Origin of the sequence: Streptomyces sp. NPDC002490 (assembly GCF_040296045.1) — a bacterium.
GTDB lineage: Bacteria > Actinomycetota > Actinomycetes > Streptomycetales > Streptomycetaceae > Streptomyces.
In genome coordinates, this window is sequence record NZ_JBEOWM010000019.1 from 38369 (window position 1) to 60434 (window position 22066).

Below are 22066 nucleotides of genomic sequence, written 5' to 3' on the forward strand. Positions count from 1 at the left end.
GCGGGCGTCCGCCCCCGGTCGACGGTGGTGCGTGCGGGCACGGGCTCCGGCCCCGCGGTACGGGGTGCGTCCCGGAGCCGGGCGCGCGGTCAGTGGTGCAGGATCTTCGACAGGAAGTCCTTGGCGCGGTCGCTGCGCGGGTTGTTGAAGAACTGTTCCGGTGCCGCCTCTTCGACGATGCGCCCGTCGGCCATGAAGACGACCCGGTTGGCCGCGGAGCGGGCGAAGCCCATCTCGTGGGTGACGACGACCATGGTCATGCCCTCGCGGGCGAGTTGCTGCATGACGTCCAGGACCTCGTTGATCATCTCCGGGTCGAGGGCCGAGGTGGGCTCGTCGAAGAGCATCACCTTGGGGTCCATCGCCAGGGCCCGTGCGATCGCCACCCGTTGCTGCTGGCCGCCCGACAGCTGGGCCGGGTACTTGTCTGCCTGGGTGCCGACGCCGACCCGGTCGAGGAGCTTGCGCGCCTTGGCCTCGGCGGCCGGGCGATCGGTCTTGCGGACCTTCGTCTGCCCCAGCACCACGTTCTCGAGCACGGTCTTGTGGGCGAAGAGGTTGAACGACTGGAACACCATGCCCACGTCGGCGCGCAGCCGGGCCAACTCCCGCCCCTCCTGGGGGAGCGGGCGCCCGTCGATGGTGATGGCGCCCGAGTCGATCGTCTCCAACCGGTTGATCGTCCGGCACAGGGTGGACTTGCCCGAGCCGGACGGACCGATCACGACGACGACCTCGCCCCGGGCAATGGTCAGGTCGACGTCCTGGAGCACGTGCAGCGCACCGAAGTGCTTGTTGACGTTCTTCAGGACGACCAGGTCCTCGGCCGCCGGCGCGGCGTTCCGGTTCACCGAATCTTCAGTCATCGGCCATGGCTCCGTCCTCCTCGGTTGTTGAGGACAGTAATGACGCCCCGATGTCATCGTCATCACATCTGAGGGGAACTTGAGGATAACAATCCGATAGCAGAGCATCACTGCGCGTGAGGAGGTGGATCGGGGCGCGTACCGGGTACGTAACGGTAGGCTCCCTCCGCCGAGACCCCCTTGACGTGGTCCTTTCCGATCCGCGTGGATGCTGGAGGGAAACGACCGCGCCCCGCGCCCAGCGATCCGGGCGACGCACGCCCCGGACGGCACCCGTCGGCCGGGACGGCACCGGCGCCGGGGGTACGGGCCGGCCGAACGCAGGGGGCGACGGGGCAAATGCCGGAAGCGGCAAGGGAATCGAAGGCGGACCGGAGGGAGCCGGCATGAGACTCCTCCTCGTGGAGGACGACGACCACGTCGCAGCCGCACTGTCGGCCGTCCTGGCGCGCCACGGCATCGGCGTGGTGCACGCGCGCAGCGGCGAGGAGGCGTTGCGCGCCCTGCTGCCCGCCACCTCCCCCGACACGCCGCCGTTCGCCGTCGTCCTGCTCGACCTGGGACTGCCCGACCAGGACGGCTACGAGGTCTGCGGCAAGATCCGCAAGCGCACCAGCATTCCGGTGATCATGGTCACCGCCCGCTCCGACGTCCGCTCCCGGATACACGGCCTCAACCTGGGCGCCGACGACTACGTGGTGAAGCCGTACGACACCGGTGAACTCCTCGCCCGCATCCACGCCGTCAGCCGGCGCACGGTCTCCGAGGAGGAGGCGTCCACCGGCACCGAGGAGCTCGCCTTCGGGCCGGTGCGCATCGAGCTGCCCAACCGGCGGGTCAGCGTCGACGGGGCCGTCGTCCAACTCACCCGCAAGGAGTTCGACCTGCTGGCCCTGCTCGCGCAGCGCCCCGGGGTGGTGTTCCGCCGGGAACAGATCATCAGCGAGGTGTGGCGCACCAGTTGGGAGGGCACCGGGCGCACCCTGGAGGTGCACGTGGCGTCCCTGCGGTCCAAGTTGCGCCTGCCCGCCCTCATCGAGACCGTACGGGGCGTGGGCTACCGGCTCGTCGCCCCCACCCCGTAGAGGCCGCGGGTGCGCGCACGTCTCCTTCCGCTGCTCATCGTCCTGATGGCCGGCGTCCTGCTCGCCCTCGGGTTCCCGCTGGGGGCGAGCGTCGCCGCCCAGCAGCAGCAGACGGTGGTCATCGACCGCATCGACGACACCGCCCGGTTCGCGTCCCTCGCCCAGTTCGTCACGGCGCGCGGCCCCGGCTCGCGGGTGGCGACCACCGACGAGCGCCTGGAGACCCTGCGCCAGGAACTCCAGCGGTACCACGCGGTGTACGGCATCCGGGCGGGGGTCTTCTACCGCGACGGCCGGATGATGGCCACTGCCCCCGATGACTGGCCCCTACCCGAACAGGGCGATGTGCGCGACACGTTCGCCCAGGCCCTGTACTCCCGGCCGGGCCACGACCCGGACCAGGTGTGGCCCTGGCAGGACGGTCGGCTGGTGGTGGCGTCATCGGTGATCAGGGACGGTGACGTGGTCGCCGTCGTCGTCACCGACTCGCCGACCGGGCAGATGCGCGCCAAGACGCTGCGCGGATGGCTGTGGATCGCGGTGGGGGAGTCCGCCGCGATGCTGGTGGCGGTCGGGGCGGCGCTCCGACTGACCGGGTGGGTGCTGCGACCCGTGCGGGTGCTGGACGCCACCACCCACGACATCGCCACCGGACGGCTCAAGTCCCGGGTCGCCCCCTCGGGCGGCCCGCCGGAGCTGCGCCGGTTGGCCCGCTCCTTCAACGAGATGGCCGATCACGTGGAGGACGTCCTCGAACAGCAGCGCGCGTTCGTCGCGGACGCCTCCCACCAACTGCGCAATCCGCTCGCCGCGCTGCTGCTGCGCATCGAACTCCTCGCACTGGAACTCCCGGAGGGCAACGCCGAGATCGCCTCGGTGCGGACCGAGGGCAAGCGGCTGGCCCGGGTCCTCGACGACCTGCTGGACCTGGCCCTGGCCGAGCACGCCGAGGCCGAACTGCGGCTCGTGGACGTGGGGGAGCTCACCGCGGACCGGGCCGCCGCCTGGCGACCTCTCGCCGAGGACAAGGGGGTGCGACTGCGCCAGCGGACGCCCCCCGTGACGGCCTGGGTCGACCCGGTGGCCCTGTCCAGTGCCCTGGACGCGGTCATCGACAACGCCCTGAAGTTCTCGCCGGACGGGTCCGAGGTCTCGGTCGCGGTCGATGCCACCGGCACCCGGTCGCGGATCGTCGTCACGGACGCCGGCCCCGGACTCACCGACGAGGAACTGGGACGGGTGGGGGACCGGTTCTGGCGCTCCCCCCGGCACCAGAACGTGCAGGGTTCGGGCCTCGGCCTCTCCATCTCCCGCGCCCTGCTGGCCCCGGGCGGCGGCACGATCGACTACGCCCGTCGGGAACCGCACGGACTGCGGGTGACGGTCAGCGTGCCGCGGAGCCGGGACGGCGGCTGATCCGGGCGCGCCCGCTCAGGGTTTGACCGACCGGTAGTAGCGTCGGGCGCCCCGGTGCAGCTCCAAGGGGGCGGTGTAGATCGCGGTGCGCAGGTCGACCAGTTGGACGGCGTGGACGTTCCGGCCGATGTGGTCGCGGCTGTCGATCACCGTGCGGGTGAGCCGTTCGGTGAGCTCCGTTCCCGCGCGGTCCGTGGTGACCAGCAGGTTCGCCACCGCGAGGGTGGTCACCTCCGCCCCCTGCTGGGCCGAGGGGTAGGCGTCGGCCGGGATCACCGAACTCCGGTAGTAGCGGGAGGCGCCGCCCTGGTCGTGCAGCGCGTCCACCAGGCCGCCGATTTCCACGAACCGGATGTCGTGCTCCTCCGACAGCCTGTGCACGGAGGCGGTGGGCAGCCCGCCGGACCAGAAGAACGCGTCGATCCGGTCCGCCTTCAGGGCGCTGGTCATGGTGTCGATGCCGATGGAGACCGGCTGGATGTCGTGCTCCGGGTCGAGGCCGCCGGCGCTCAGCACCCGCTCCGCGATCAGCCGCACGCCGGAGCCGAGTTGGCCGACCGCCACCCTCTTGCCCCGCAACTGCTCGACCTCGTGCACCGGGGAGGTGCGCGGGACGACCAGTTGCACGTAGTCGTCGTACAGCCGGGCCAGACCGCGCAGCCGGTCGGCGCCCGGCCGCCGGTCGAGGCGGTAGGCCTCCACCGCGTCGGCCGCGGCGATGGTGAAGTCCGCGGTGCCGGCCGCGACCCGCTCGACGTTCTGCTGGGACCCCTCGCTCGACTTGAGCCGCACCTCCAGGTCGGGCATGTCCTCCTTGAGCGCGGTCCTCAGCAACATGCCGTAGCGCTCGTAGACGCCGGACCGCACGCCCGTGCTCACCGTGATCTCGTCGTTCGGCGGCCCGTCGTCCAGCGGCAGCAGCCACCACAGCAGCAGCCCGAGCACGGCGAGGGCGGCCGTGCCGCCCCGGAGGGCACGGCGGCGACCGAGGGAGGACAGGACGGGGACCATGCGCGCGATCCTGCCAGCTCACCCCGGCGACTGACCAGGGTCCGCCGGGCCCCCCGGAGCCCGGGTGCCCACCGGGTCGCCGACGAGCCGCCCCGCACGGTCCACGGTGACGTGCAGCGTGTGGTCCCCGACGCAGGCGGGCCGTTCCCCCCCGGGGCTCGTCGCAGTACTTCACCACCCCCTCCAGCCGGTCGACCCGTCCCCCGGCCAGCTTCCAGATCCCGCCGTAGGCGGAGAGCACGGCGTGCGGGCGGTACGGCCGCAGCCAGGCGCGGACGTTCGCGTGCACCTCCTCCTCGAACGCCTGCTTCTCCTCGAACGGCATGACCAGACGGGCCGACACGGGCTGCGGCTCGATGCCCTCCCGCGTCCAGCGGTAGAGCACCGCGCGGTAGGCCCGGCGGGCCAGCGCGGCGTGCCGCTCCGTCGAGGTCCTGCCGACCAGCGTGGGCGCCTCGGCAGCGGGCTCGGGCAGGCCGTCCACCACGGACGGGTCCACGACGTGGACGACGACGGCCCCCGCCGACGTGCCGGGGGCGGTCCGGGGCGGGGGCACGGCCCGGCCGTACGCCTCCAGGCACCCGCCGATCCGGCGCAGCACGGCCGTCACGTTCCCGTCGTCCAGCCGGGCCGCGATCCACGGTTCGGTCACGGTGCCCCCGCTCGCCTTGACCCCGAGCACCTCGTGGCCGCAGCGGGAGAACTCCCACTCCAGGGCCCGCCACGCCCGTGCGGACGCTTCCGCCCGCTCCCGCGCCGCGCGCAGGGCCGGTCCGCAGGCGCCCCCGTCGCAGCGGTCCCCCTCGGCGTCCACCCGCAGGACGACCGCCGCGTCCGGGTCGTCGCGCACGGCGAAGGTGACCTCCGAGCCCTCGAACGCGGGGAACAGGCTCCGCGCCCCGACCACGGTCAGCTCCCCGGGGTACACCTCCTCGGCGGTCTCCCTCGCCCGGTCCCGGTCCTCGCCGGTCGACGCCACGCAGCCGCTCACCAGCACGGCCAGGGCCACCGCCGCCGGCACCCCGAAACCCCGCCGCCACCTCATGCCGCCTCCCGCCGCTCGTCGCCTGCGCCGAGGCTAGGCGGGCCGGGGACGCGGGGGATGAGTACGCCTACTCAGGACCGCCCCGGGTCGCGCCCCCGTCCCCGGCCCGCCGGGGACGGCGCCGGGCCGGCCGGCCGCAACCCTTACCCTGGACGGGTGAGCGGCAACGACGTGGCAGGCGGAACGGTGGACGGAACGAAGACGTACGAAGTGCGCACCTACGGGTGCCAGATGAACGTCCATGACTCCGAACGCCTCTCGGGGTTGCTGGAGGGCGCCGGGTACGTCCGGGCGCCCGAGGGCTCCGACGGCGACGCCGACGTGGTCGTCTTCAACACCTGCGCCGTGCGGGAGAACGCCGACAACCGCCTCTACGGCAACCTCGGCCGGTTGGCCCCCATGAAGACCAAGCGCCCCGGCATGCAGATCGCGGTGGGCGGCTGCCTGGCCCAGAAGGACCGCGACACCATCGTCCAGCGGGCCCCCTGGGTCGACGTCGTCTTCGGCACCCACAACATCGGCAAACTCCCCGTGCTGCTGGAACGGGCCCGGATCCAGGAGGAAGCGCAGGTCGAGATCGCCGAATCCCTGGAGGCGTTCCCGTCCACCCTGCCGACCCGGCGCGAGAGCGCCTACGCCGCCTGGGTCTCCATCTCCGTCGGCTGCAACAACACCTGCACCTTCTGCATCGTCCCCGCGCTGCGCGGCAAGGAGAAGGACCGCCGGACCGGCGACATCCTCGCCGAGATCGAGGCCCTGGTCGCCGAGGGCGTCTCGGAGATCACCCTGCTCGGCCAGAACGTCAACGCCTACGGCTCCGACATCGGCGACCGGGAGGCGTTCAGCAAGCTGCTGCGCGCCTGCGGCACCATCGAGGGCCTGGAGCGGGTCCGCTTCACCTCCCCCCACCCCCGGGACTTCACCGACGACGTGATCGCGGCCATGGCCGAGACGCCCAACGTCATGCCGCAGCTCCACATGCCGCTCCAGTCCGGCTCCGACCCCGTCCTCAAGGCGATGCGCCGCTCCTACCGGCAGGAGCGCTACCTCGGCATCATCGACAAGGTGCGCGCCGCCATCCCGCACGCGTCGATCACCACCGACATCATCGTGGGCTTCCCCGGCGAGACCGAGGAGGACTTCGAGCAGACCCTGCACGTGGTGCGCGAGGCGCGCTTCTCCCAGGCGTTCACCTTCCAGTACTCCAAGCGCCCGGGCACTCCCGCGGCGGAGATGGACGGCCAGATCCCCAAGGAGGTCGTGCAGGCCCGCTACGAACGCCTGGTCGCCCTTCAGGAGGACATCTCCTGGGACGAGAACAAGAAGCAGGTCGGCCGCACCCTGGACCTCATGGTCGCCGAGGGGGAGGGCCGCAAGGACGGCGCCACCCACCGGCTGTCCGGACGCGCCCCCGACAACCGGCTGGTCCACTTCACCAAGCCCGCCGAGGAGGTGCGCCCCGGCGACGTGGTGACGGTGGAGGTCACCTACGCCGCGCCGCACCACCTCCTCGCCGAGGGCGAGGTGCTGAAGGTCCGCCGCACCCGCGCGGGCGACGCCTGGGAGAAGCGCCGGGCCCGGCCCGCCGCGAAGCCGGCCGGCGTGCTGCTCGGCCTGCCCGGCATCGGGGCGCCGCAGCCGCTGCCCGCCGCGCCCGGAGGCGCCTGCGGCAGTTCCTGCGACGCCGGCTGAGTCCCTCGGCCCGCCCGGTCGCACCGGGCGGGCTGGGAAGCGTCCCGGTGCCGGGCTACGCTGCCGATCATGCTTGTCGCCGCAGCCCTGTGCCCCTGCCCGCCCCTGCTGGTCCCCGAGGTCGCCGCGGGCGCCGCACCCGAACTCGACGGGTTGCGCACGGCGTGCGACGAGGCGCTGCGCGGGGTGCTCGCGGCGCGCCCCGAGCTGATCGTGGTCGTCGGCCCGGGGCCCGGCACCGGGGCCACCGCCCACGCGCAGGGCGTGCCCGGCACCTTCCGCGGCCTCGGCGTCCCGCTCGACGTGCGGTTGGGCCGACCCGGGTCGGAGCCCCCCGCCGAGGGCCCCCCGTTGCCCCTGCCCCTGGCGATCGGCGCCTGGCTGCTGGACCGGGCCGGGTGGACGGGGCCGGTGCGCGGGCTGAGCGCGGGCGCAGACCGGGACTGGGCGGACAACCGCGCGGACGGGGCCCGGGCCGCGGAGTCGGGCGAGCGGGTGGGGTTGTTGGTACTGGGCGAGGGCAGTGCGCGCCGCGACCTGAAGGCACCTGGCTACCTGGACGAGCGGGCCCCCGCGGTGGACGCCGACCTCGCGCGCGCCCTGGCCCGTGCCGACGACGAGGCGTTCCTGCCCTGGTTGGACGCCGACCTCGCCCGGGAGCTGATGGTCTCGGGACGTTCGCCCTGGCAGGTGCTCGACGGGGCGGCGGAGGGGCGCGACCTCACCGGCCGGCTGCTGTACGACGCGGCGCCCTACGGGGTGGGCTACTTCGTGGCGCTCTGGAACTGACGGGCCCGCCGGGCCCGGATCGTCCGGGCCCGGCGGCGTCGCACCGGCGTCCGCCGGGCGACGACGGGGCCTATGCGCGGGCGCCCTCGCCCGCCTCGTTGTCGGCGGCCCGCCCCGCGGACTGCTGCTGGGGGATCTCCACGGGGGCGCCGGACTCGGGGGCGGACGCCGTTCCGGCTCCGGCGGCGTCGGGGGATCCGGGCTGACGCTCGCCGGCGGGAACGTCCTCGGTGGTGGTCCCGACCGGCTGGTCCCCGGCCTCCGCTGCCGGAGCCGCGGGGGCCGGGTCCGCCGCGGGAGCCCCGTCCTGCCCCTTCGCCCTACGGAAGAACCGCGTGAAAACGCTCATGAGTGCTCCAAACCCTACTTGTTCGGGTGAAATCCCTCGCCGTCCGGGGTGCCTCATTGCGTCACCCGGTTCCCCGTTCTCGATCACCGGCGACGGAACCTCGCAACAGGCAACGACCCCGTGCGCGCCCCGTCACGTAACTCGTTCGGGAAGCGCCGGGAGGTTTGCGAGACTGGTGGGGTGAGCACCGCACCCCCCGCACCCCGGGTCATCGCCGTCGTCGGGCCGACCGCCGCCGGAAAGTCCGATCTGGGCGTCTTCCTCGCCCAGCAGCTCGGCGGCGAGGTCGTCAACGCCGACTCGATGCAGCTCTACCGCGGGATGGACATCGGCACCGCAAAGTTGACGCCCCGGGAGCGCGGCGGCGTCCCGCACCACCTGCTGGACGTCTGGGACGTCACGGTGACCGCCAACGTCGCCGACTACCAGCGCCTGGCCCGTGCCGAGATCGACCGGCTCCTCGCCGCCGGACGCTGGCCGATCCTCGTCGGCGGCAGCGGTCTGTACGTGCGCGGGGCCATCGACCACCTGGAGTTCCCCGGCACCGACCCCCGGGTGCGGGCCCGCCTGGAGGAGGAACTCGCGCTGCGCGGCCCCGGTGCCCTGCACGCCCGGCTCGCCGCGGCCGACCCGGAGGCCGGTCGCGCCATCCTGCCCAGCAACGGCCGTCGCATCGTGCGCGCCCTCGAAGTGATCGAGATCACCGGCAAGCCCTTCACCGCCAACCTGCCCGGCCCCGACTCCGTGTACGACACGGTGCAGATCGGCGTGGACGTGCCCCGCCCCGAGCTGGACGAACGCATCGCCACCCGGGTGGACCGCATGTGGGACGCGGGCCTGGTGGACGAGGTGCGGGCGCTGGAGGCCCGAGGGCTGCGGGACGGACTCACCGCCTCCCGCGCACTCGGCTACCAGCAGGTCCTGGACGCCCTGGCGGGGCGGTGCGACGAGCGGGAGGCGCGGGACGAGACCGTGCGCGCCACCAAGCGCTTCGCGCGCCGTCAGGACTCCTGGTTCCGCCGTGACCCGCGGGTGCACTGGCTCAGCGGTACCCGGCAGGACCACGGGGAACTCCCGGAGCGCGCGCTGGCGTTGCTCGAACGACCGGTCACAGCCTGATCACGTGATGGCATCGGGACGCCCCGCCCGTCATCGCGGCCCACTGCGCCGTGCCATCATCGAGCGACGATCGACCAGTGGAGTCCGGAGTGGGAGGGCGCGTGGCGATGGAGGCCGGCCCTCGACGTGACGCCGCGCCGGAGGAACAGCACGAGCCCGTTCCCCGACCGACCCCGCTGCCCCGGGTGCCCGCCCCGACCCCCGAGGGACTCACCCCGGACGGTCCGGACGAAGCCCCCGGAACGCTCTCCGGGGACGGCCCCGCCCCCGAGGACGCGGCCGAGGTGGACGAGGTCGAGCTGCGCCCCCGGCGCAAACTGGGCTGGTGGCAGCTGGCGCCCGTGGTGGGGCTCGGTGCGCTCGGCTCGCTGATGTTCGCCTTCCCCCTCGCCTTCGAGTTCGGCGACGGCGGAGCCGTCGTCGCCATGCTCGGAGTGCTGATCTGCTCCTGCGCCGCGGGCTGGGGCATGATGGCCGCCCGTCGGGTGGGCCACACCTGGCCCGGACTGCCGCAGCGCGGCTCCGGCCGGCGCGTCGACTGGCGGGTCGCGGCCCTCTACGCGCTGGTGGTGGGCGTGGTGGTGGTCCTCGCGGTGTGGCGGGTCGCACGACTGCGCTGAAACGCCCGCACGGAGGCCCCCGGGGGAGCCCCGGGGCCGAGGGCGGCTCCGGTCACTGAACGACCCGTCAACACCCCCCGCACCCCCGCGATGTTCACCCGAACGGCTCCTTCGCAGGTCGGAGATGGTGGACGGGGATCGGGCCGACGCAACCGCCCCGCCCGGCGCTTCCCTCGAATGGGTGATCCGTTTCACGCTCGACGGGAGCGGGCCATGGGCGCGTCGTGGGCTCGGTAGCATCAAGCACCGGCCCGGACGGGAGACCACCCGCACACCTCCAGCAGTGACGACTGGAGGCGACCGCTCCGCACCGCCGGTCGACGCAGCCGGAGGTGCCCATGAGCGCGGAGGCCACAAACCCTGCGACCCCCTTTCCCCTCACGCCCAAGGCGCACCGCAGGCGCGGTCGTCCCGGTCTGGACCTACGCCGGTGGGGTCGGGCGGCGGTGTGGGGAGCGACCGCCCGGGACGGACTGCCGGACGCCATCGGCCACGTCGTCGACGCGCACCGCGCCCACCACCCGGACGCCGACCTCGATCCGCTGCGCCGGGCGTACCTCCTCGCCGAGTCCTCGCACCGCGGCCAGATGCGCAAGAGCGGCGAGCCCTACATCACCCACCCCCTCGCGGTCACCCTGATCCTCGCCGAACTCGGCGCCGAGACCACCACCTTGACGGCCTCCCTGCTCCACGACACCGTCGAGGACACCGAGGTGACCCTCGATCAGGTGCGCACCGAGTTCGGGGAGGAGGTGTGCTTCATCGTCGACGGCGTCACCAAACTGGAGAAGGTCGACTACGGTGCGGCGGCCGAACCCGAGACCTTCCGCAAGATGCTCGTGGCCACCGGCAACGACGTCCGGGTGATGTCCATCAAGCTCGCCGACCGGCTCCACAACATGCGCACCCTGGGGGTCATGCGCCCCGAGAAACAGGTGCGGATCGCCAAGGTCACCCGGGACGTCCTCATCCCCCTCGCCGAGCGACTGGGCGTCCAGACGCTCAAGACCGAGCTGGAGGACCTGGTGTTCGCCATCCTCCACCCCGAGGAGTGCGCCCGCACCAGGAGCCTGGTCGGCGAGAACGCCGCCCGCGCCGAGGACCCCCTGGCCGAGACCGCCGACGAGGTGCGCGCCGTGCTGCGCGAGGCGGGCATCCCGGTCGAGGTCCAGATCCGGCCGCGGCACCTGCTCTCGGTCCACCGGGTGCACCGCAAACGCGGCGAACTGCGGGGCGCCGACTTCGGCCGGCTGCTGGTCCTCGTCGGCGAGGACGCCGACTGCTACGCGGTCCTCGGGGAACTGCACACCTGCTTCACCCCGGTCGTCTCGGAGTTCAAGGACTTCATCGCGGTCCCCAAGTTCAACCTCTACCAGTCCCTGCACACCGCGGTGGCCCGCCGGGACGGCGAGGTCGTCGAGGTCCTCGTCCGCACGCACCAGATGCACCGCACCGCGCAGGCGGGCGTCGTCGCCCTCGGCAACCCCTACGTGACCGGCGCCGACGAGGGCCCGGTGCCCCCGGGGGCCGGTGCCGATCCGCAGACCGCGACCGGCGACGGCGAACGCGCCGACCCGACCCGCCCGGGCTGGCTCTCCCGCCTCCTGGAGTGGCAACGGTCCGCACCCGACCCGGACACCTTCTGGTCCGCCCTGCGCGAGGACCTGGCTCAGGACCGGGAGATCACCGTCTTCCGCACCGACGGCCACACCCTGGGCCTGCCCGTCGGCGCGACCTGTGTGGACGCCGCGTACGCGCAGTACGGCGAGGAGGCCCACGCCTGCATCGGCGCCCGGGTCAACGGACGCCTCGCCGCGCTCGGCACCGTCCTGCGCGACGGGGACACCGTGCAGCCCCTGCTGAGCCAGGACCCGACCGCCGGCGCCTCCCCGGAGTGGCTCGACCACGCCGTGGCACCCGGCACGCGCATCGCGATCGGACGCTGGCTGGCCGATCACCCCGAGGCCGCGGACGCGCCCGAGACCGCTCCCCGGGCCGTCCAGCCCAGCCCCTCGGCCCGCCCGGACGGCGCCGGCGCCGTCGTCGACCTGCCGGGCGCCTCGGTACGGCTCGCGGGCTGTTGCACCCCCGTGCCCCCCGACGGGATCACGGCCTTCGCGGTCCGTGGGGGAGTGGTCACCGTGCACCGCGTCGCCTGCCCCGCGGTCACCCGGATGAAGGACGTCGGACGGCCCGAGGTCGGCGTGCGCTGGGGGGACACCGCCGAGTACCGCGTCACCCTGGTCGCCGAGTCCTTCGGCCGCCCCCACCTGCTCGCCGACCTCACGGAGGCCATCGCGCAGGAGGGCGTCGCCATCGTCTCCGCCACCGTCGAGCCCCCGGCCCGGCAACAGGTCCGCCACACCTACACCCTCCACCTGCCCGACGCGGCCCGGCTGCCCGCCCTGATCAAGGCCATGCGCAACGTCGCCGGGGTCTACGACGTCAGCCGGACCCGGCCGGCCCCGTCCTGACCCGGGCCCGGAACGGGCGACACCGGCCGGGCCGGTCGGGTGGGGTCCGAGCGAGCCGCCGCCGTTCCGGCGGCGGTGGCTGATAGCCGTACTCCCGTGCCAGCCCGCCGCCCGCCCCGGGCTCCAAGGGCCGGGACCCCGTCGCCCCGGCCCCGGCGGTTCCCCGGCACCCCGGGGAAAACCACGGTGACGAGACGCCCCGTGCCGTGCGACCATCGTCCGGTCGGCACCGCACCGGCCGGGGGCTCCGGGCCCGCGGTCGCCCGGGAATCCTCGGGCGCTCCCGCACGTTCACAGGAAGAGGGGCGACGGGTGCCGCCCGCCGCCCGGGCGGGGGCCGGTGCTCCCGACCCCGGTACCGCTCCCATCGACGTTAGGATCCAATGACCTCCTCTTCTTCCCCTTCCCAGGACACGCAGAGTCTCCCGCTGAACAGCACTGAAGGTCTTCGGGCCGATGCCCTGATGGAAGAGGACGTCGCCTGGAGCCACGAGATCGACGGCGCCCGGGACGGTGACCAGTTCGACCGCTCGGAGCGGGCCGCACTGCGCCGGGTGGCGGGTCTGTCCACCGAACTCGAAGACGTGACCGAGGTCGAGTACCGGCAGCTCCGCCTGGAGCGGGTGGTCCTCGTCGGCGTCTGGACCACGGGCACGGCCCGGGACGCGGAGAACTCCCTCGCGGAACTCGCCGCCCTGGCCGAGACCGCGGGCGCCCAGGTGCTGGACGGCGTGATCCAGCGCCGCGACAAGCCCGACGCCGCCACGTACATCGGTTCCGGCAAGGCCCGAGAGCTGCTGGACCTGGTGGTCGAATCGGGCGCCGACACCGTGATCTGCGACGGCGAGCTCTCCCCGGGGCAGCTCATCCACCTGGAGGACGTCGTCAAGGTCAAGGTCATCGACCGCACGGCGCTGATCCTCGACATCTTCGCCCAGCACGCCAAGTCCCGCGAGGGCAAGGCGCAGGTGGCGCTCGCACAGATGCAGTACATGCTGCCCCGGCTGCGCGGCTGGGGCCAGTCGCTCTCCCGTCAGATGGGCGGCGGCAAGGGCGGCGGCCTCGCCACCCGCGGTCCCGGTGAGACCAAGATCGAGACGGACCGGCGCCGCATCCGCGAGAAGATGGCGAAGATGCGCCGGGAGATCGCGGAGATGAAGACCGGCCGCGAGATCAAGCGCCAGGAACGCCGCCGCAACAAGGTGCCCTCGGTCGCCATCGCCGGCTACACCAACGCCGGCAAGTCCTCCCTGCTCAACCGCTTGACCGGGGCCGGCGTCCTGGTGGAGAACTCCCTCTTCGCCACCCTCGACCCGACCGTGCGCCGGGCCGAGACTCCGGGCGGACGCGTCTACACCCTCGCCGACACCGTGGGTTTCGTCCGCCACCTGCCCCACCACCTGGTCGAGGCGTTCCGCTCCACCATGGAGGAGGTCGGCGACTCCGACCTCATCCTGCACGTCGTGGACGGCTCCCACCCCGCACCGGAAGAGCAGCTGGCCGCCGTGCGGGAGGTCATCCGGGACGTGGGCGCCACCGGAGTGCCCGAGATCGTGGTGATCAACAAGGCCGACGCCGCGGACCCGCTGGTCCTCCAACGGCTGCTGCGGATCGAGAAGCACTCGATCGCCGTGTCCGCCCGGACCGGCGAGGGCATGGCGGAACTGCTGGCCCTGATCGACTCCGAACTGCCGCGGCCCGAGGTGGCGGTCGAGGCGCTCGTGCCGTACACCCACGGCAGGCTCGTCGCCCGCGCCCACGCCGAGGGCGAGGTGGACTCCGAGGAGCACACCGCGGAGGGCACCCTGATCAAGGTCCGGGTGCACCAGGAACTCGCCGCCGAACTGGCGCCGTTCGCACCCGCCGCGAGTTCCGTCTGACGGTCGCCCAGCGGCCCGTGCGCACCGGGCTCCCGCTCCCCGCCCGGGGAACGGGAGCCCGACGGCGTTCAGCCGCCGGTCACTGCCCGGCGAACTTCTTGCTCACCGCGTCGTAGATGCCCTTCGCCTCGGCACCCAGGTGAGGTCCGGCCAGCCAGCCGGCCGTCACCGGGCCGATCGAGGTGTTCGAGACCAGCGCGGGCTCGCCGTCCGATCCCCGGGCGACCCAGCCGCCCCCGGACGAACCGCTGGTCATCGTGCAGCCGATGCGGTACATCGTCGGGGCATCGGCCGCCAGGGACAGTCGGCCCGGCTCGTCGGGGCACTGGAACATCCGCTGCCCGTCGAAGGGCGCCGCCGCCGGGTACCCGGTCGCCGTGATGCTCTCGATCTCCGCCATCGCCGGAGCGTCGAAGTCGACCGGAAGCGCCGCACCCACCGTCTCCTCCAGGGACTTCCCGCCGCCGCCCTCCGGGGTCACGTGCAGCACCGCGAAGTCGTAGGGGGCGCCGTCGCCGCCGGTCGGACCGCCCTGCTCGATCCACTGGGTGGAGGTCTGCGCCCAGTTGGACCACCACACCCCGAGCGGAGCCACGTCCTCGCGGGTCGCGTTCTCCAACTCCGCGGCCGACTTGCCCGCACCGTTGTAGGACGGCACGAACGCGATGTTCCGGTACCAGCCGCCCTCCTTGCCCGCGTGCACGCAGTGCCCGGCCGTCCAGACCAGGTTCGACTTGCCGGGGTTCGCCGGGTCCTCGACCACCGTCGCGGAGCAGACCATCGAACCGCTCGGGCCGTCGAAGAAGACCTTGCCCGCCTCGGCCGCGCTGGACTGGTACGGGGCGCTCACCGGCTTGGCCGCCACCTTCGCCGGCGTCGGGTCGGTCACCCCCTGGTCATCCGCGATGTCCCCCTCGTCGACCCCCTGGTCGGGCTGCTCGGCCTCCCGCATCCGGTCCTCGTCCCACAGCCCGTCGATGATCGGGTTGACGAAGTCCTGAGCCTCCCGCAGCCAGGTGTCCTGGTCCCAGTTCTTCCACTCGCCGTTGCGCCACTTGTCCAGGTCGATGCCGTGGTCCTTGAGGCGGTTCTTGATGTCGTCGGGTATCTGGATCTTGCCGTCACCCGCCGCGCTCGCCTGCGCCGTCGGCTCACCCGCGCCGTCGTCCCCGTTGCCGCACGCCGTCGCGGTGAGCGCGAGCGCCGCGCCCAGCGCGACCGCGACCGTCACCGGTCGCCTGCGGCGCGCGCCCCCTCCACGGTGCGCGGTGAAGAGCGGGCGTATGGATCGCATGGTGTGACTCCCCTGGTTCGGGACGACGGAGGACGAGCCGGGTCCGACCGAACGGGACGGACCGGCAGAGGGAAGGCCAAGCCCCCCGAAAACCGGCGGAACCGGTGGAATCCTTCGACGGGCACCCCCATGTACCGCCCCCACCAGGCCCGTTCCGGCCGTACGGCTCCCCCACAGTATGGCGGCGCCGTACGCGCGGGCTGACGGAACGGCAACGGTTCCGTCACGGCAAGGATCTTGGGATTGCCCCGTGATCCCGGGCGAGTCCCGTCGTTGGTACGAACGGGGGGTCCGCCGCGGGCGGCGATCCCCCCGTGCCGTCCCCGTCCCGGGCCGGCACGCGCGCCCCTATCCGCGGGAGGAAACCCAGTCGTGGCCGTGACCGAGCCGGCGCCCTCGGCGGTGACCACCGCTCACGAAGGAACCCTCCGCCGGCAGCCGGTACGGGAACCGGCGGCCCGCACCTACGCCCGCGCCCTGCCCATCGTGCCGGTGCGCGCCCGTGGACTCACCGTCGAAGGCCCGGACGGCCGCCGCTACCTCGACTGCCTCTCCGGAGCCGGCACGCTCCCCCTGGGCCACAACCACCCCGTGGTGCTGGAGGCCGTCCGCCGGGCGCTCGACTCCGTGGGCCCCTCGCCCGAGCCGGACCCCCCGGCGGGGGACCCCTTCGTCGCCGTGCTCCGCCGGACCCTGCCCCCCGGGCTCGTCGGGTGCTCACGGATCCGGTTCTGCGGCCCGACCGGCACCCGCGCCGTCCAGGAGGCACTCGCCCTCGCCCGTGCCGCCACCGGCCGGGACGGACTCCTGGTGGACGGCGCCGGCCGCACCGCACCGTCCGCGGTCCGTACCGAACCCTTCCACGACGATCCCGGACCGGACGCCCCCCACCCCGCCGCCGTGCTCCTCGAACCCGTCCGGGGCGACACCGTGCTCCCGGTCCCCGACGACCTGTTGCGCCGCACCCGGGAGGTCACCGCCGCCCGGGGCATCCCGCTGATCGTCGACGAGACCCGGACCGGGGTCGGGCGCACCGGGACCTTCTGGGCCGTCGAACACAGCGGCGTGACCCCGGACATCATGGTCCTGGCCCGGTCCGTCGGCGGCAGTCTCCCGCTCGCCGTCCTCGTCCACCGCACGGCGCTGGACCCCGGGCCCGGCGGTGCCGCCACCGAGGTCTTCCGCGGCAACCGACTCGCGAGGGCGGCCGGTGCCGCCACGCTCGCCCACGTCCACGAACACGGCCTCGCCGCCCGTGCCGGGCGGCTCGGAGCCCACATGCTCGACCGACTCCGGGAGCTGGCCGCCGAGCACCCCCACATCGGCGAGGTCCGCGGCCGCGGCCTGCTGATCGGGGTGGAGTTGGTGGACCCCGAGACCCCGGCACCCGCCGGGACCGTCGGGCCGTCCCGCGCCCCCGCGCTCGCCGCCGCCGTCCAACGCGCCTGTCTGCAACGGGGCCTCATCCTGGGACGCGGCGGTCCGGACTCCGGCGTGCTGCGCCTGCTGCCCCCGCTCACCCTCACCGACGAACAGGCGACCGCGGTCCTCGACCGGCTCGCCGACGCCCTCGCCACCACCACCGCCCGCCGACCAGGGCCATGAGGGGGCCGGCCCACCGGGCCCGCCCCCGAGGACCCCAGCGCCCCCGACCACGGCAACCGCATCCGGAGCCGACCGGAACGACCCGGCACCGAACGACCGGACCCGCACCCCGCGGGTCGAACGACCCCCCGAGGAAGCCCCGTTGAACGCCACCCCCGCACCCGACCGCCGTCCCCACCCCCCGACCCGAGGACTGCGCGCGCCGTCCCCGCGGGAGACGGAGCCCGGTACGGTACCCCGGCAGACGGGAGGAAGCCGCGACGCGGAGCGACTGCGCGGCGCCACCGTCGACCTCCTGGACCACCCCGACCCGCGCACCGCCGCCCAGGCCGCGGCCGTGGAGAACCTCCTGCGCTGCTGGGTCCGGGAGAAGGACCTGACCGCCCCCGAGCACGGCATCCTGCGCCTACACTTGCCCGCCAGCACCACCACCGTGCTGGTCCCGGTGCAGTACTGGTCCGTCACCGGATGGCACCGCTTCGGCCCGCCCTACCTGGAGGGCGCCCCCGACACCGCTCCGCCGATCGACGCGGTCACCCTGGCCGCCTTGCTGGGCCGGGAGTCCGGCGCCCGGGACGACGGCGGTGACCTCGTCGGTCGGGTGGCCGACTCGGCCCGTCGCACGGCCGCCTTCCTCACCCGACGGCGGCGCCACCCCGAGGAGTCGGACGACGCCTTCCTCGCCGGCGAGCAGGCGCTCGTGCTGGGACACCCCCTGCACCCCACACCCAAGAGCCGGGAAGGACTCTCCGACGCCGAATCCGCCCGCTACTCACCGGAGTTGCGCGGCTCCTTCCCGCTGCACTGGCTCGCCGTGGCGCCCGCCGTCCTCGTCGGCGACTCCGCCTGGACGGAGTGCGGTCGGACCGTGCCGGCGACCCACCTCACCAGCCGGCTCGCCGGCACCCCCCTGCCCTTGCCCGAGGGGTACGCGGTGCTGCCCCTGCACCCCTGGCAGATGCGCGAACTCGCGCTCCGCGCCGACACCCGCGACCTGTTCGACACCGGTCTGCTGCGCGACCTCGGCGCCCACGGCCCGCACTGGTACCCCACCTCCTCGGTGCGCACCCTGTACCGCCCCGGCGCACCCGCCATGCTCAAGCTGTCCCTCGGCCTGCGGATCACCAACTCCCGCCGGGAGAACCTCCGCAAGGAACTCCACCGCGGAGTGGAGGTGCACCGGCTGCTGGGCACCGGCCTCGCCGACCAGTGGCGGGCCGCCCACCCCGGCTTCGACGTGGTGCGCGACCCCGCCTGGCTCGCCGTCACCGGCACCGACGGGGAGCCGGTGCCGGGGCTGGACGTGATGATCCGGCACAACCCCTTCACCGAACACGCCGACGCCCTGTGCGTGGCCGGCCTGGTCTCGCCCCGGCCCACCGCGGGCCGCCGGTCCTCCGCCGACCTCCCCGACGCCACCCACCCGGCCCCGACCCCCATGCGCTCACGGCTCTCCGAGGTCATCACCCGACTCGCCGGCCGCACCGGCCGCCCCCGCGGCGCGATCGCCGCCGAGTGGTTCCGGCGCTACCTGCACCAGGTGGTCCGCCCCCTGCTCTGGCTCGACGGCGTGGCCGGGGTGGCCCTGGAGGCCCACCAGCAGAACACCGTGCTCCTCCTCGACGGCGACGGCTGGCCGGTCGGCGGACGCTACCGGGACAACCAGGGCTACTACTTCCGGGAGTCCCACCGCGAGGCCCTCGACCGCAGGCTCCCCGGCATCGGCGAGCACAGCGACACCTTCGTCTCCGACGAGGTCACCGACGAGCGCTTCGCCTACTACCTCGCCATCAACAACGTCTTCGGACTGATCGGCGCCTTCGGCGCGCAGCGGCTCGCCGAGGAGCGGACCCTCCTCGACGTGCTCCGCGGCTTCCTGGACGGGGCCGCCACCGGGCCCGACCGGTCGGGCTCGACCCTGCCCGCCCTGCTCCTGGACACCCCGACCCTGCGCTGCAAGGCCAACCTGCTGACCCGGCTCCACGGACTCGACGAGCTCGTCGGCCCGGTGGACACCCAATCCGTCTACGTCACCATCGCCAATCCGCTCCATCCCTGAGGAACGCCCCGACCCGCCCCGAGAGGACGCCTCCGTGCCCCCCACCCCCACCGGCGACGGACCCGGCGGCCGGACCGGCCCCCTGCCCCCCGGGCAGGACCGGGCCGCACCGCCCGCGCACCGTGCGCCCCGGCCCGGGGGAGGGGGGCACGGTGCCGAGCAGGACCCGTTGGACGGTCTCGACGCTCCCCCCGGCTGGCACCCCCTCGCCACGTCCGCGGGCACCTTCCGGCTGCGGCCGGTCGTGCTCCCCGGTGACCTGGCGCTGGTCGCCGGCTGGATGAACGACCCCGAGGTGGCCGCCTTCTGGGAACTCGACGGACCCCCCGCCGTCACCGCCCGCCACCTCGGCCAGCAGCTCCACGACGGCGACGGGCACAGCGTCCCCTGCCTCGGCCTGCTCGACGACACGCCCGTGAGCTACTGGGAGGTCTACCGGGCCGACCTCGACCCGCTCGCCCGGCACTACCCCGCCCGCCCCCACGACACCGGCGTCCACCTGCTCGTCGCCGGTGCCGCCCGCCGGGGGCGGGGCCTCGGCTCCCTCCTGCTGCGGACCGTGACCACCCTGATCCTCCGCCACCGGCCCGCCTGCTCCCGGGTCGTCGCGGAGCCCGACCTCCGCAACCGCGCCTCCGTCGCCGCCTTCCGCCGCGCCGGCTTCCGGCTCGCCGCCGAGGTGGCCCTCCCCGACAAGCGGGCCGCGCTGATGATCCGGGAACGACCCCCCGCCCACCCGCACGACTCCGCACCCTGAGCACACCGTCCCACCCGAACCGGTTCCCTCCCGAGGAGTACCCGTGCCGAGCCCGTCCGCCGGACCCACCACCGACGCCACCTCCGCCGCGCCCCCCGTCCCCGCCGAGCTGACCAGCGAGAACTGGGCCCGCGCCGGCCGCCGGCTGCTCGCCAAGATGCTCGCGGAGTTCGCCTACGAGGAGATCATCCGGCCGGTGCCCCAGCCGGGCCCCCCGCGTCCCGGGGCCGCGGACGCCGCCGGGTGTCCCCCGGTCGGCGACCCCGGTGCGCCGCCGACCGCGGACGCGGCCGAGGGGCGGGACCCCCGGTCCGACCGGGCCGCCGACCTGCTGCCCCACACCCTCGTCCTCGACTCCCCGTCCAGCCACCTCACCTTCCACGCCCGCCGGCACGCCTACGACTGCTGGCGGGTCGACCCCGACACCATCACCCTCACCGACGCCGGAGCCTGGCCCCGACCGTTCGGCGACCCGTTGGAGTTCCTCGCCCGGGCCCGCCGGACCCTCGGCATCGACGGCGCGACCCTGGGCCACGTGATCCGCGAGCTGACCGCGACGCTCGCCGCCGACGCCCGCCTCGACCACACCGCGCTCCCGGCCGCCGAGCTCGCCGCGCTCCCGTACGCCGAACTCGAAGGACACCAGACGGGCCACCCCTGGCTGGTGCTCAACAAGGGGCGGCTCGGGTTCTCCGCCGCCGACACGGCCCGCTGGGCACCCGAGGCCCGGGCCGCCCGTCCGCTGCCCTGGATCGCGGTCCACCGGGACCTCGCCACCTACCGCGGGGTGAGCGGCCTCGACACCCCGGACGACCTCTACTCCGTCGAGCTCGATCCCGACACCAGGGAGACGTTCGCCGCCGTCCTGCGCGGCCGGGGCCTGGACCCGGCCGCCTACCTGTACCTGCCGGTGCACCCCTGGCAGTGGGACGACGTCGTCCTCCCCCTGTTCAGCCCCTCGGTGGCGGCCGGCCGTGTCGTGCCGCTGCCCCCGGACGGCGACGTCCGCCTGCCCCAGCAGTCGATCCGCACCTTCCTCAACCTCAGCCGCCCCGCCCGGCACACCGTGAAGCTGCCGCTCTCCGTCCTCAACACCCTCGTCTGGCGCGGACTGCCCACCGAGCGCACCCTCGCCGCCCCCTCGGTCACCCGCTGGATGCTCGGCCTCAGGGACGCGGATCCCTTCCTGCGCGACGAGTGCGCCGTCGTCCTCCTCGGGGAGGTCGCCTCGGTCACCGTCGAACACCCCGTCTACGACACCCTGCGCGAGGTGCCGTACCAGTACAAGGAACTGCTGGGGGCCATCTGGCGGGAGCCCCTGAGCCGCCACCTCGGGCCCGGGGAACGGGCCCGCACCCTCGCGGCCCTGCTCCACGTCGATCCCACCGGGCGGTCGTTCACCGCCGAACTGGTCGCCCGCTCCGGCCTGGCACCGCGCACCTGGCTGCGCCACCTCTTCGCGGCCTTGCTGCCGCCCCTGCTGCGCTTCCTCTACCGGTACGGAACCGTGTTCTCCCCCCACGGGGAGAACACCATCGTGCTCTTCGACGAGCGGGACGTACCCGTACGACTGGCCGTGAAGGACTTCGTCGACGACGTCAACGTCAGCTCCGAACGCCTTCCCGAGCACGCCTCGATGCCCGACGACGTGCGCGAGGTCCTGCTCACCGAACCCCCCGGCTTCCTCACCCAGTTCATCCACTCCGGCCTGTTCGTCGGCGTGTTCCGGTACCTGGCACCCCTGTGCGAACAGCAGCTCGGGGTGGACGAGCGGGACTTCTGGGCCCTGGTGCGCGCCGAGGTGCTGCGGCACCACGCCCGGTTCCCGGAGCTCAAGGAACGCTACGAGGCCTTCGACCTGCTGACCCCGCGGATCGCCCGGCTCTGCCTGAACCGCAACCGGCTGCACCTCGACGGCTACCGGGACCGGGCCGAACGCCCCCACGCCGCCGTGCACGGCACCGTCCCCAACCCGCTGTACGAGCCGTGACCCCGCCGTGTCCCG

At 73.9% G+C, this 22066-nt stretch carries 16 protein-coding genes; 12 read left to right on the forward strand and 4 right to left on the reverse strand.

The window, feature by feature from the left end:
- Positions 1–89: 89 nt before the first annotated feature.
- Positions 90–866, reverse strand: a complete 777-nt coding sequence (locus ABT092_RS14615; protein WP_351243597.1) for an amino acid ABC transporter ATP-binding protein — start codon at positions 864–866, stop codon at positions 90–92.
- Between the two features lie 386 nt (positions 867–1252).
- Between ABT092_RS14615 and ABT092_RS14620 the strand changes: the two genes are divergently transcribed.
- Both ABT092_RS14620 and ABT092_RS14625 read left to right on the forward strand, forming a co-directional pair.
- Positions 1253–1951: a response regulator transcription factor gene (locus ABT092_RS14620; RefSeq protein ID WP_351243599.1), complete on the forward strand. Its 699-nt coding sequence runs from the start codon at positions 1253–1255 to the stop codon at positions 1949–1951.
- 9 nt (positions 1952–1960) lie between these two features.
- Positions 1961–3367 (forward strand): sensor histidine kinase, encoded by a 1407-nt coding sequence (locus tag ABT092_RS14625; protein ID WP_351243601.1) that lies wholly within the window; start codon positions 1961–1963, stop codon positions 3365–3367.
- 15 nt (positions 3368–3382) lie between these two features.
- Here ABT092_RS14625 and ABT092_RS14630 read toward each other — a convergent pair whose 3' ends face one another.
- Positions 3383–4378, reverse strand: coding sequence for a TAXI family TRAP transporter solute-binding subunit (locus ABT092_RS14630; RefSeq protein WP_351243603.1), 996 nt, complete (start codon positions 4376–4378; stop codon positions 3383–3385).
- A 1216-nt stretch (positions 4379–5594) separates the two neighbouring features.
- Between ABT092_RS14630 and miaB the strand changes: the two genes are divergently transcribed.
- A complete protein-coding gene (gene miaB / locus ABT092_RS14635; protein ID WP_351243738.1) occupies positions 5595–7115 on the forward strand; it encodes a tRNA (N6-isopentenyl adenosine(37)-C2)-methylthiotransferase MiaB in 1521 nt (506 codons plus the stop codon).
- A gap of 69 nt (positions 7116–7184) precedes the next feature.
- A complete protein-coding gene (locus ABT092_RS14640) occupies positions 7185–7904 on the forward strand; it encodes a class III extradiol dioxygenase subunit B-like domain-containing protein (protein ID WP_351243605.1) in 720 nt (239 codons plus the stop codon).
- 70 nt (positions 7905–7974) lie between these two features.
- On the opposite strand, the gene ABT092_RS14645 is transcribed toward ABT092_RS14640, so the two are convergent.
- Entirely contained in the window at positions 7975–8253 is a 279-nt protein-coding gene (locus tag ABT092_RS14645) for a hypothetical protein (RefSeq protein WP_351243607.1), read from the reverse strand.
- A gap of 180 nt (positions 8254–8433) precedes the next feature.
- On the opposite strand from ABT092_RS14645, the gene miaA reads away from it, so the two are divergent.
- The 4 genes from miaA (at position 8434) to hflX (ending at position 14346) form a co-directional block, all read left to right on the forward strand.
- A complete protein-coding gene (miaA, locus tag ABT092_RS14650) occupies positions 8434–9372 on the forward strand; it encodes a tRNA (adenosine(37)-N6)-dimethylallyltransferase MiaA (protein WP_351243609.1) in 939 nt (312 codons plus the stop codon).
- A gap of 107 nt (positions 9373–9479) precedes the next feature.
- A complete protein-coding gene (locus ABT092_RS14655) occupies positions 9480–9992 on the forward strand; it encodes a hypothetical protein (RefSeq protein WP_351243740.1) in 513 nt (170 codons plus the stop codon).
- Between the two features lie 338 nt (positions 9993–10330).
- On the forward strand, positions 10331–12466 hold the full coding sequence (locus ABT092_RS14660) for a RelA/SpoT family protein (protein ID WP_351243611.1): 2136 nt from the start codon (positions 10331–10333) through the stop codon (positions 12464–12466).
- A 383-nt stretch (positions 12467–12849) separates the two neighbouring features.
- Complete coding sequence (gene hflX, locus ABT092_RS14665; RefSeq protein WP_351243613.1) at positions 12850–14346, forward strand: GTPase HflX; 1497 nt, start codon at positions 12850–12852, stop codon at positions 14344–14346.
- 79 nt (positions 14347–14425) lie between these two features.
- On the opposite strand, the gene ABT092_RS14670 is transcribed toward hflX, so the two are convergent.
- On the reverse strand, positions 14426–15640 hold the full coding sequence (locus ABT092_RS14670; protein WP_351243615.1) for a trypsin-like serine peptidase: 1215 nt from the start codon (positions 15638–15640) through the stop codon (positions 14426–14428).
- Positions 15641–16012: 372 nt separating this feature from the next.
- Here ABT092_RS14670 and ABT092_RS14675 point away from each other — a divergent pair, with 372 nt between their 5' ends.
- The 4 genes from ABT092_RS14675 to ABT092_RS14690 all read left to right on the forward strand — a co-directional run bounded on the left by ABT092_RS14675 (position 16013) and on the right by ABT092_RS14690 (position 22051).
- Positions 16013–17245: an aminotransferase class III-fold pyridoxal phosphate-dependent enzyme gene (locus ABT092_RS14675; protein ID WP_351243617.1), complete on the forward strand. Its 1233-nt coding sequence runs from the start codon at positions 16013–16015 to the stop codon at positions 17243–17245.
- A 142-nt stretch (positions 17246–17387) separates the two neighbouring features.
- A complete protein-coding gene (locus tag ABT092_RS14680) occupies positions 17388–19304 on the forward strand; it encodes an IucA/IucC family protein (protein ID WP_502968442.1) in 1917 nt (638 codons plus the stop codon).
- 34 nt (positions 19305–19338) lie between these two features.
- Positions 19339–20061, forward strand: a complete 723-nt coding sequence (locus ABT092_RS14685; RefSeq protein ID WP_502968443.1) for a GNAT family N-acetyltransferase — start codon at positions 19339–19341, stop codon at positions 20059–20061.
- A 157-nt stretch (positions 20062–20218) separates the two neighbouring features.
- The gene (locus ABT092_RS14690; protein ID WP_351243746.1) at positions 20219–22051 is read left to right on the forward strand and encodes an IucA/IucC family protein; all 1833 of its coding nucleotides are present in this window, start codon (positions 20219–20221) and stop codon (positions 22049–22051) included.
- Positions 22052–22066: the final 15 nt, after the last annotated feature.

Coding starts and splice junctions, on each gene's coding strand:
- ABT092_RS14615 (WP_351243597.1), bottom strand. CDS start 866: ATGACTGAAGATTCGGTGAACCGGAACGCCGCGCCGGCGGCCGAGGAC.
- ABT092_RS14620 (WP_351243599.1), top strand. CDS start 1,253: ATGAGACTCCTCCTCGTGGAGGACGACGACCACGTCGCAGCCGCACTG.
- ABT092_RS14630 (WP_351243603.1), bottom strand. CDS start 4,378: ATGGTCCCCGTCCTGTCCTCCCTCGGTCGCCGCCGTGCCCTCCGGGGC.
- ABT092_RS14640 (WP_351243605.1), top strand. CDS start 7,185: ATGCTTGTCGCCGCAGCCCTGTGCCCCTGCCCGCCCCTGCTGGTCCCC.
- ABT092_RS14645 (WP_351243607.1), bottom strand. CDS start 8,253: ATGAGCGTTTTCACGCGGTTCTTCCGTAGGGCGAAGGGGCAGGACGGG.
- ABT092_RS14655 (WP_351243740.1), top strand. CDS start 9,480: ATGGAGGCCGGCCCTCGACGTGACGCCGCGCCGGAGGAACAGCACGAG.
- ABT092_RS14660 (WP_351243611.1), top strand. CDS start 10,331: ATGAGCGCGGAGGCCACAAACCCTGCGACCCCCTTTCCCCTCACGCCC.
- hflX (WP_351243613.1), top strand. CDS start 12,850: ATGACCTCCTCTTCTTCCCCTTCCCAGGACACGCAGAGTCTCCCGCTG.
- ABT092_RS14670 (WP_351243615.1), bottom strand. CDS start 15,640: ATGCGATCCATACGCCCGCTCTTCACCGCGCACCGTGGAGGGGGCGCG.
- ABT092_RS14690 (WP_351243746.1), top strand. CDS start 20,219: ATGCTCGCGGAGTTCGCCTACGAGGAGATCATCCGGCCGGTGCCCCAG.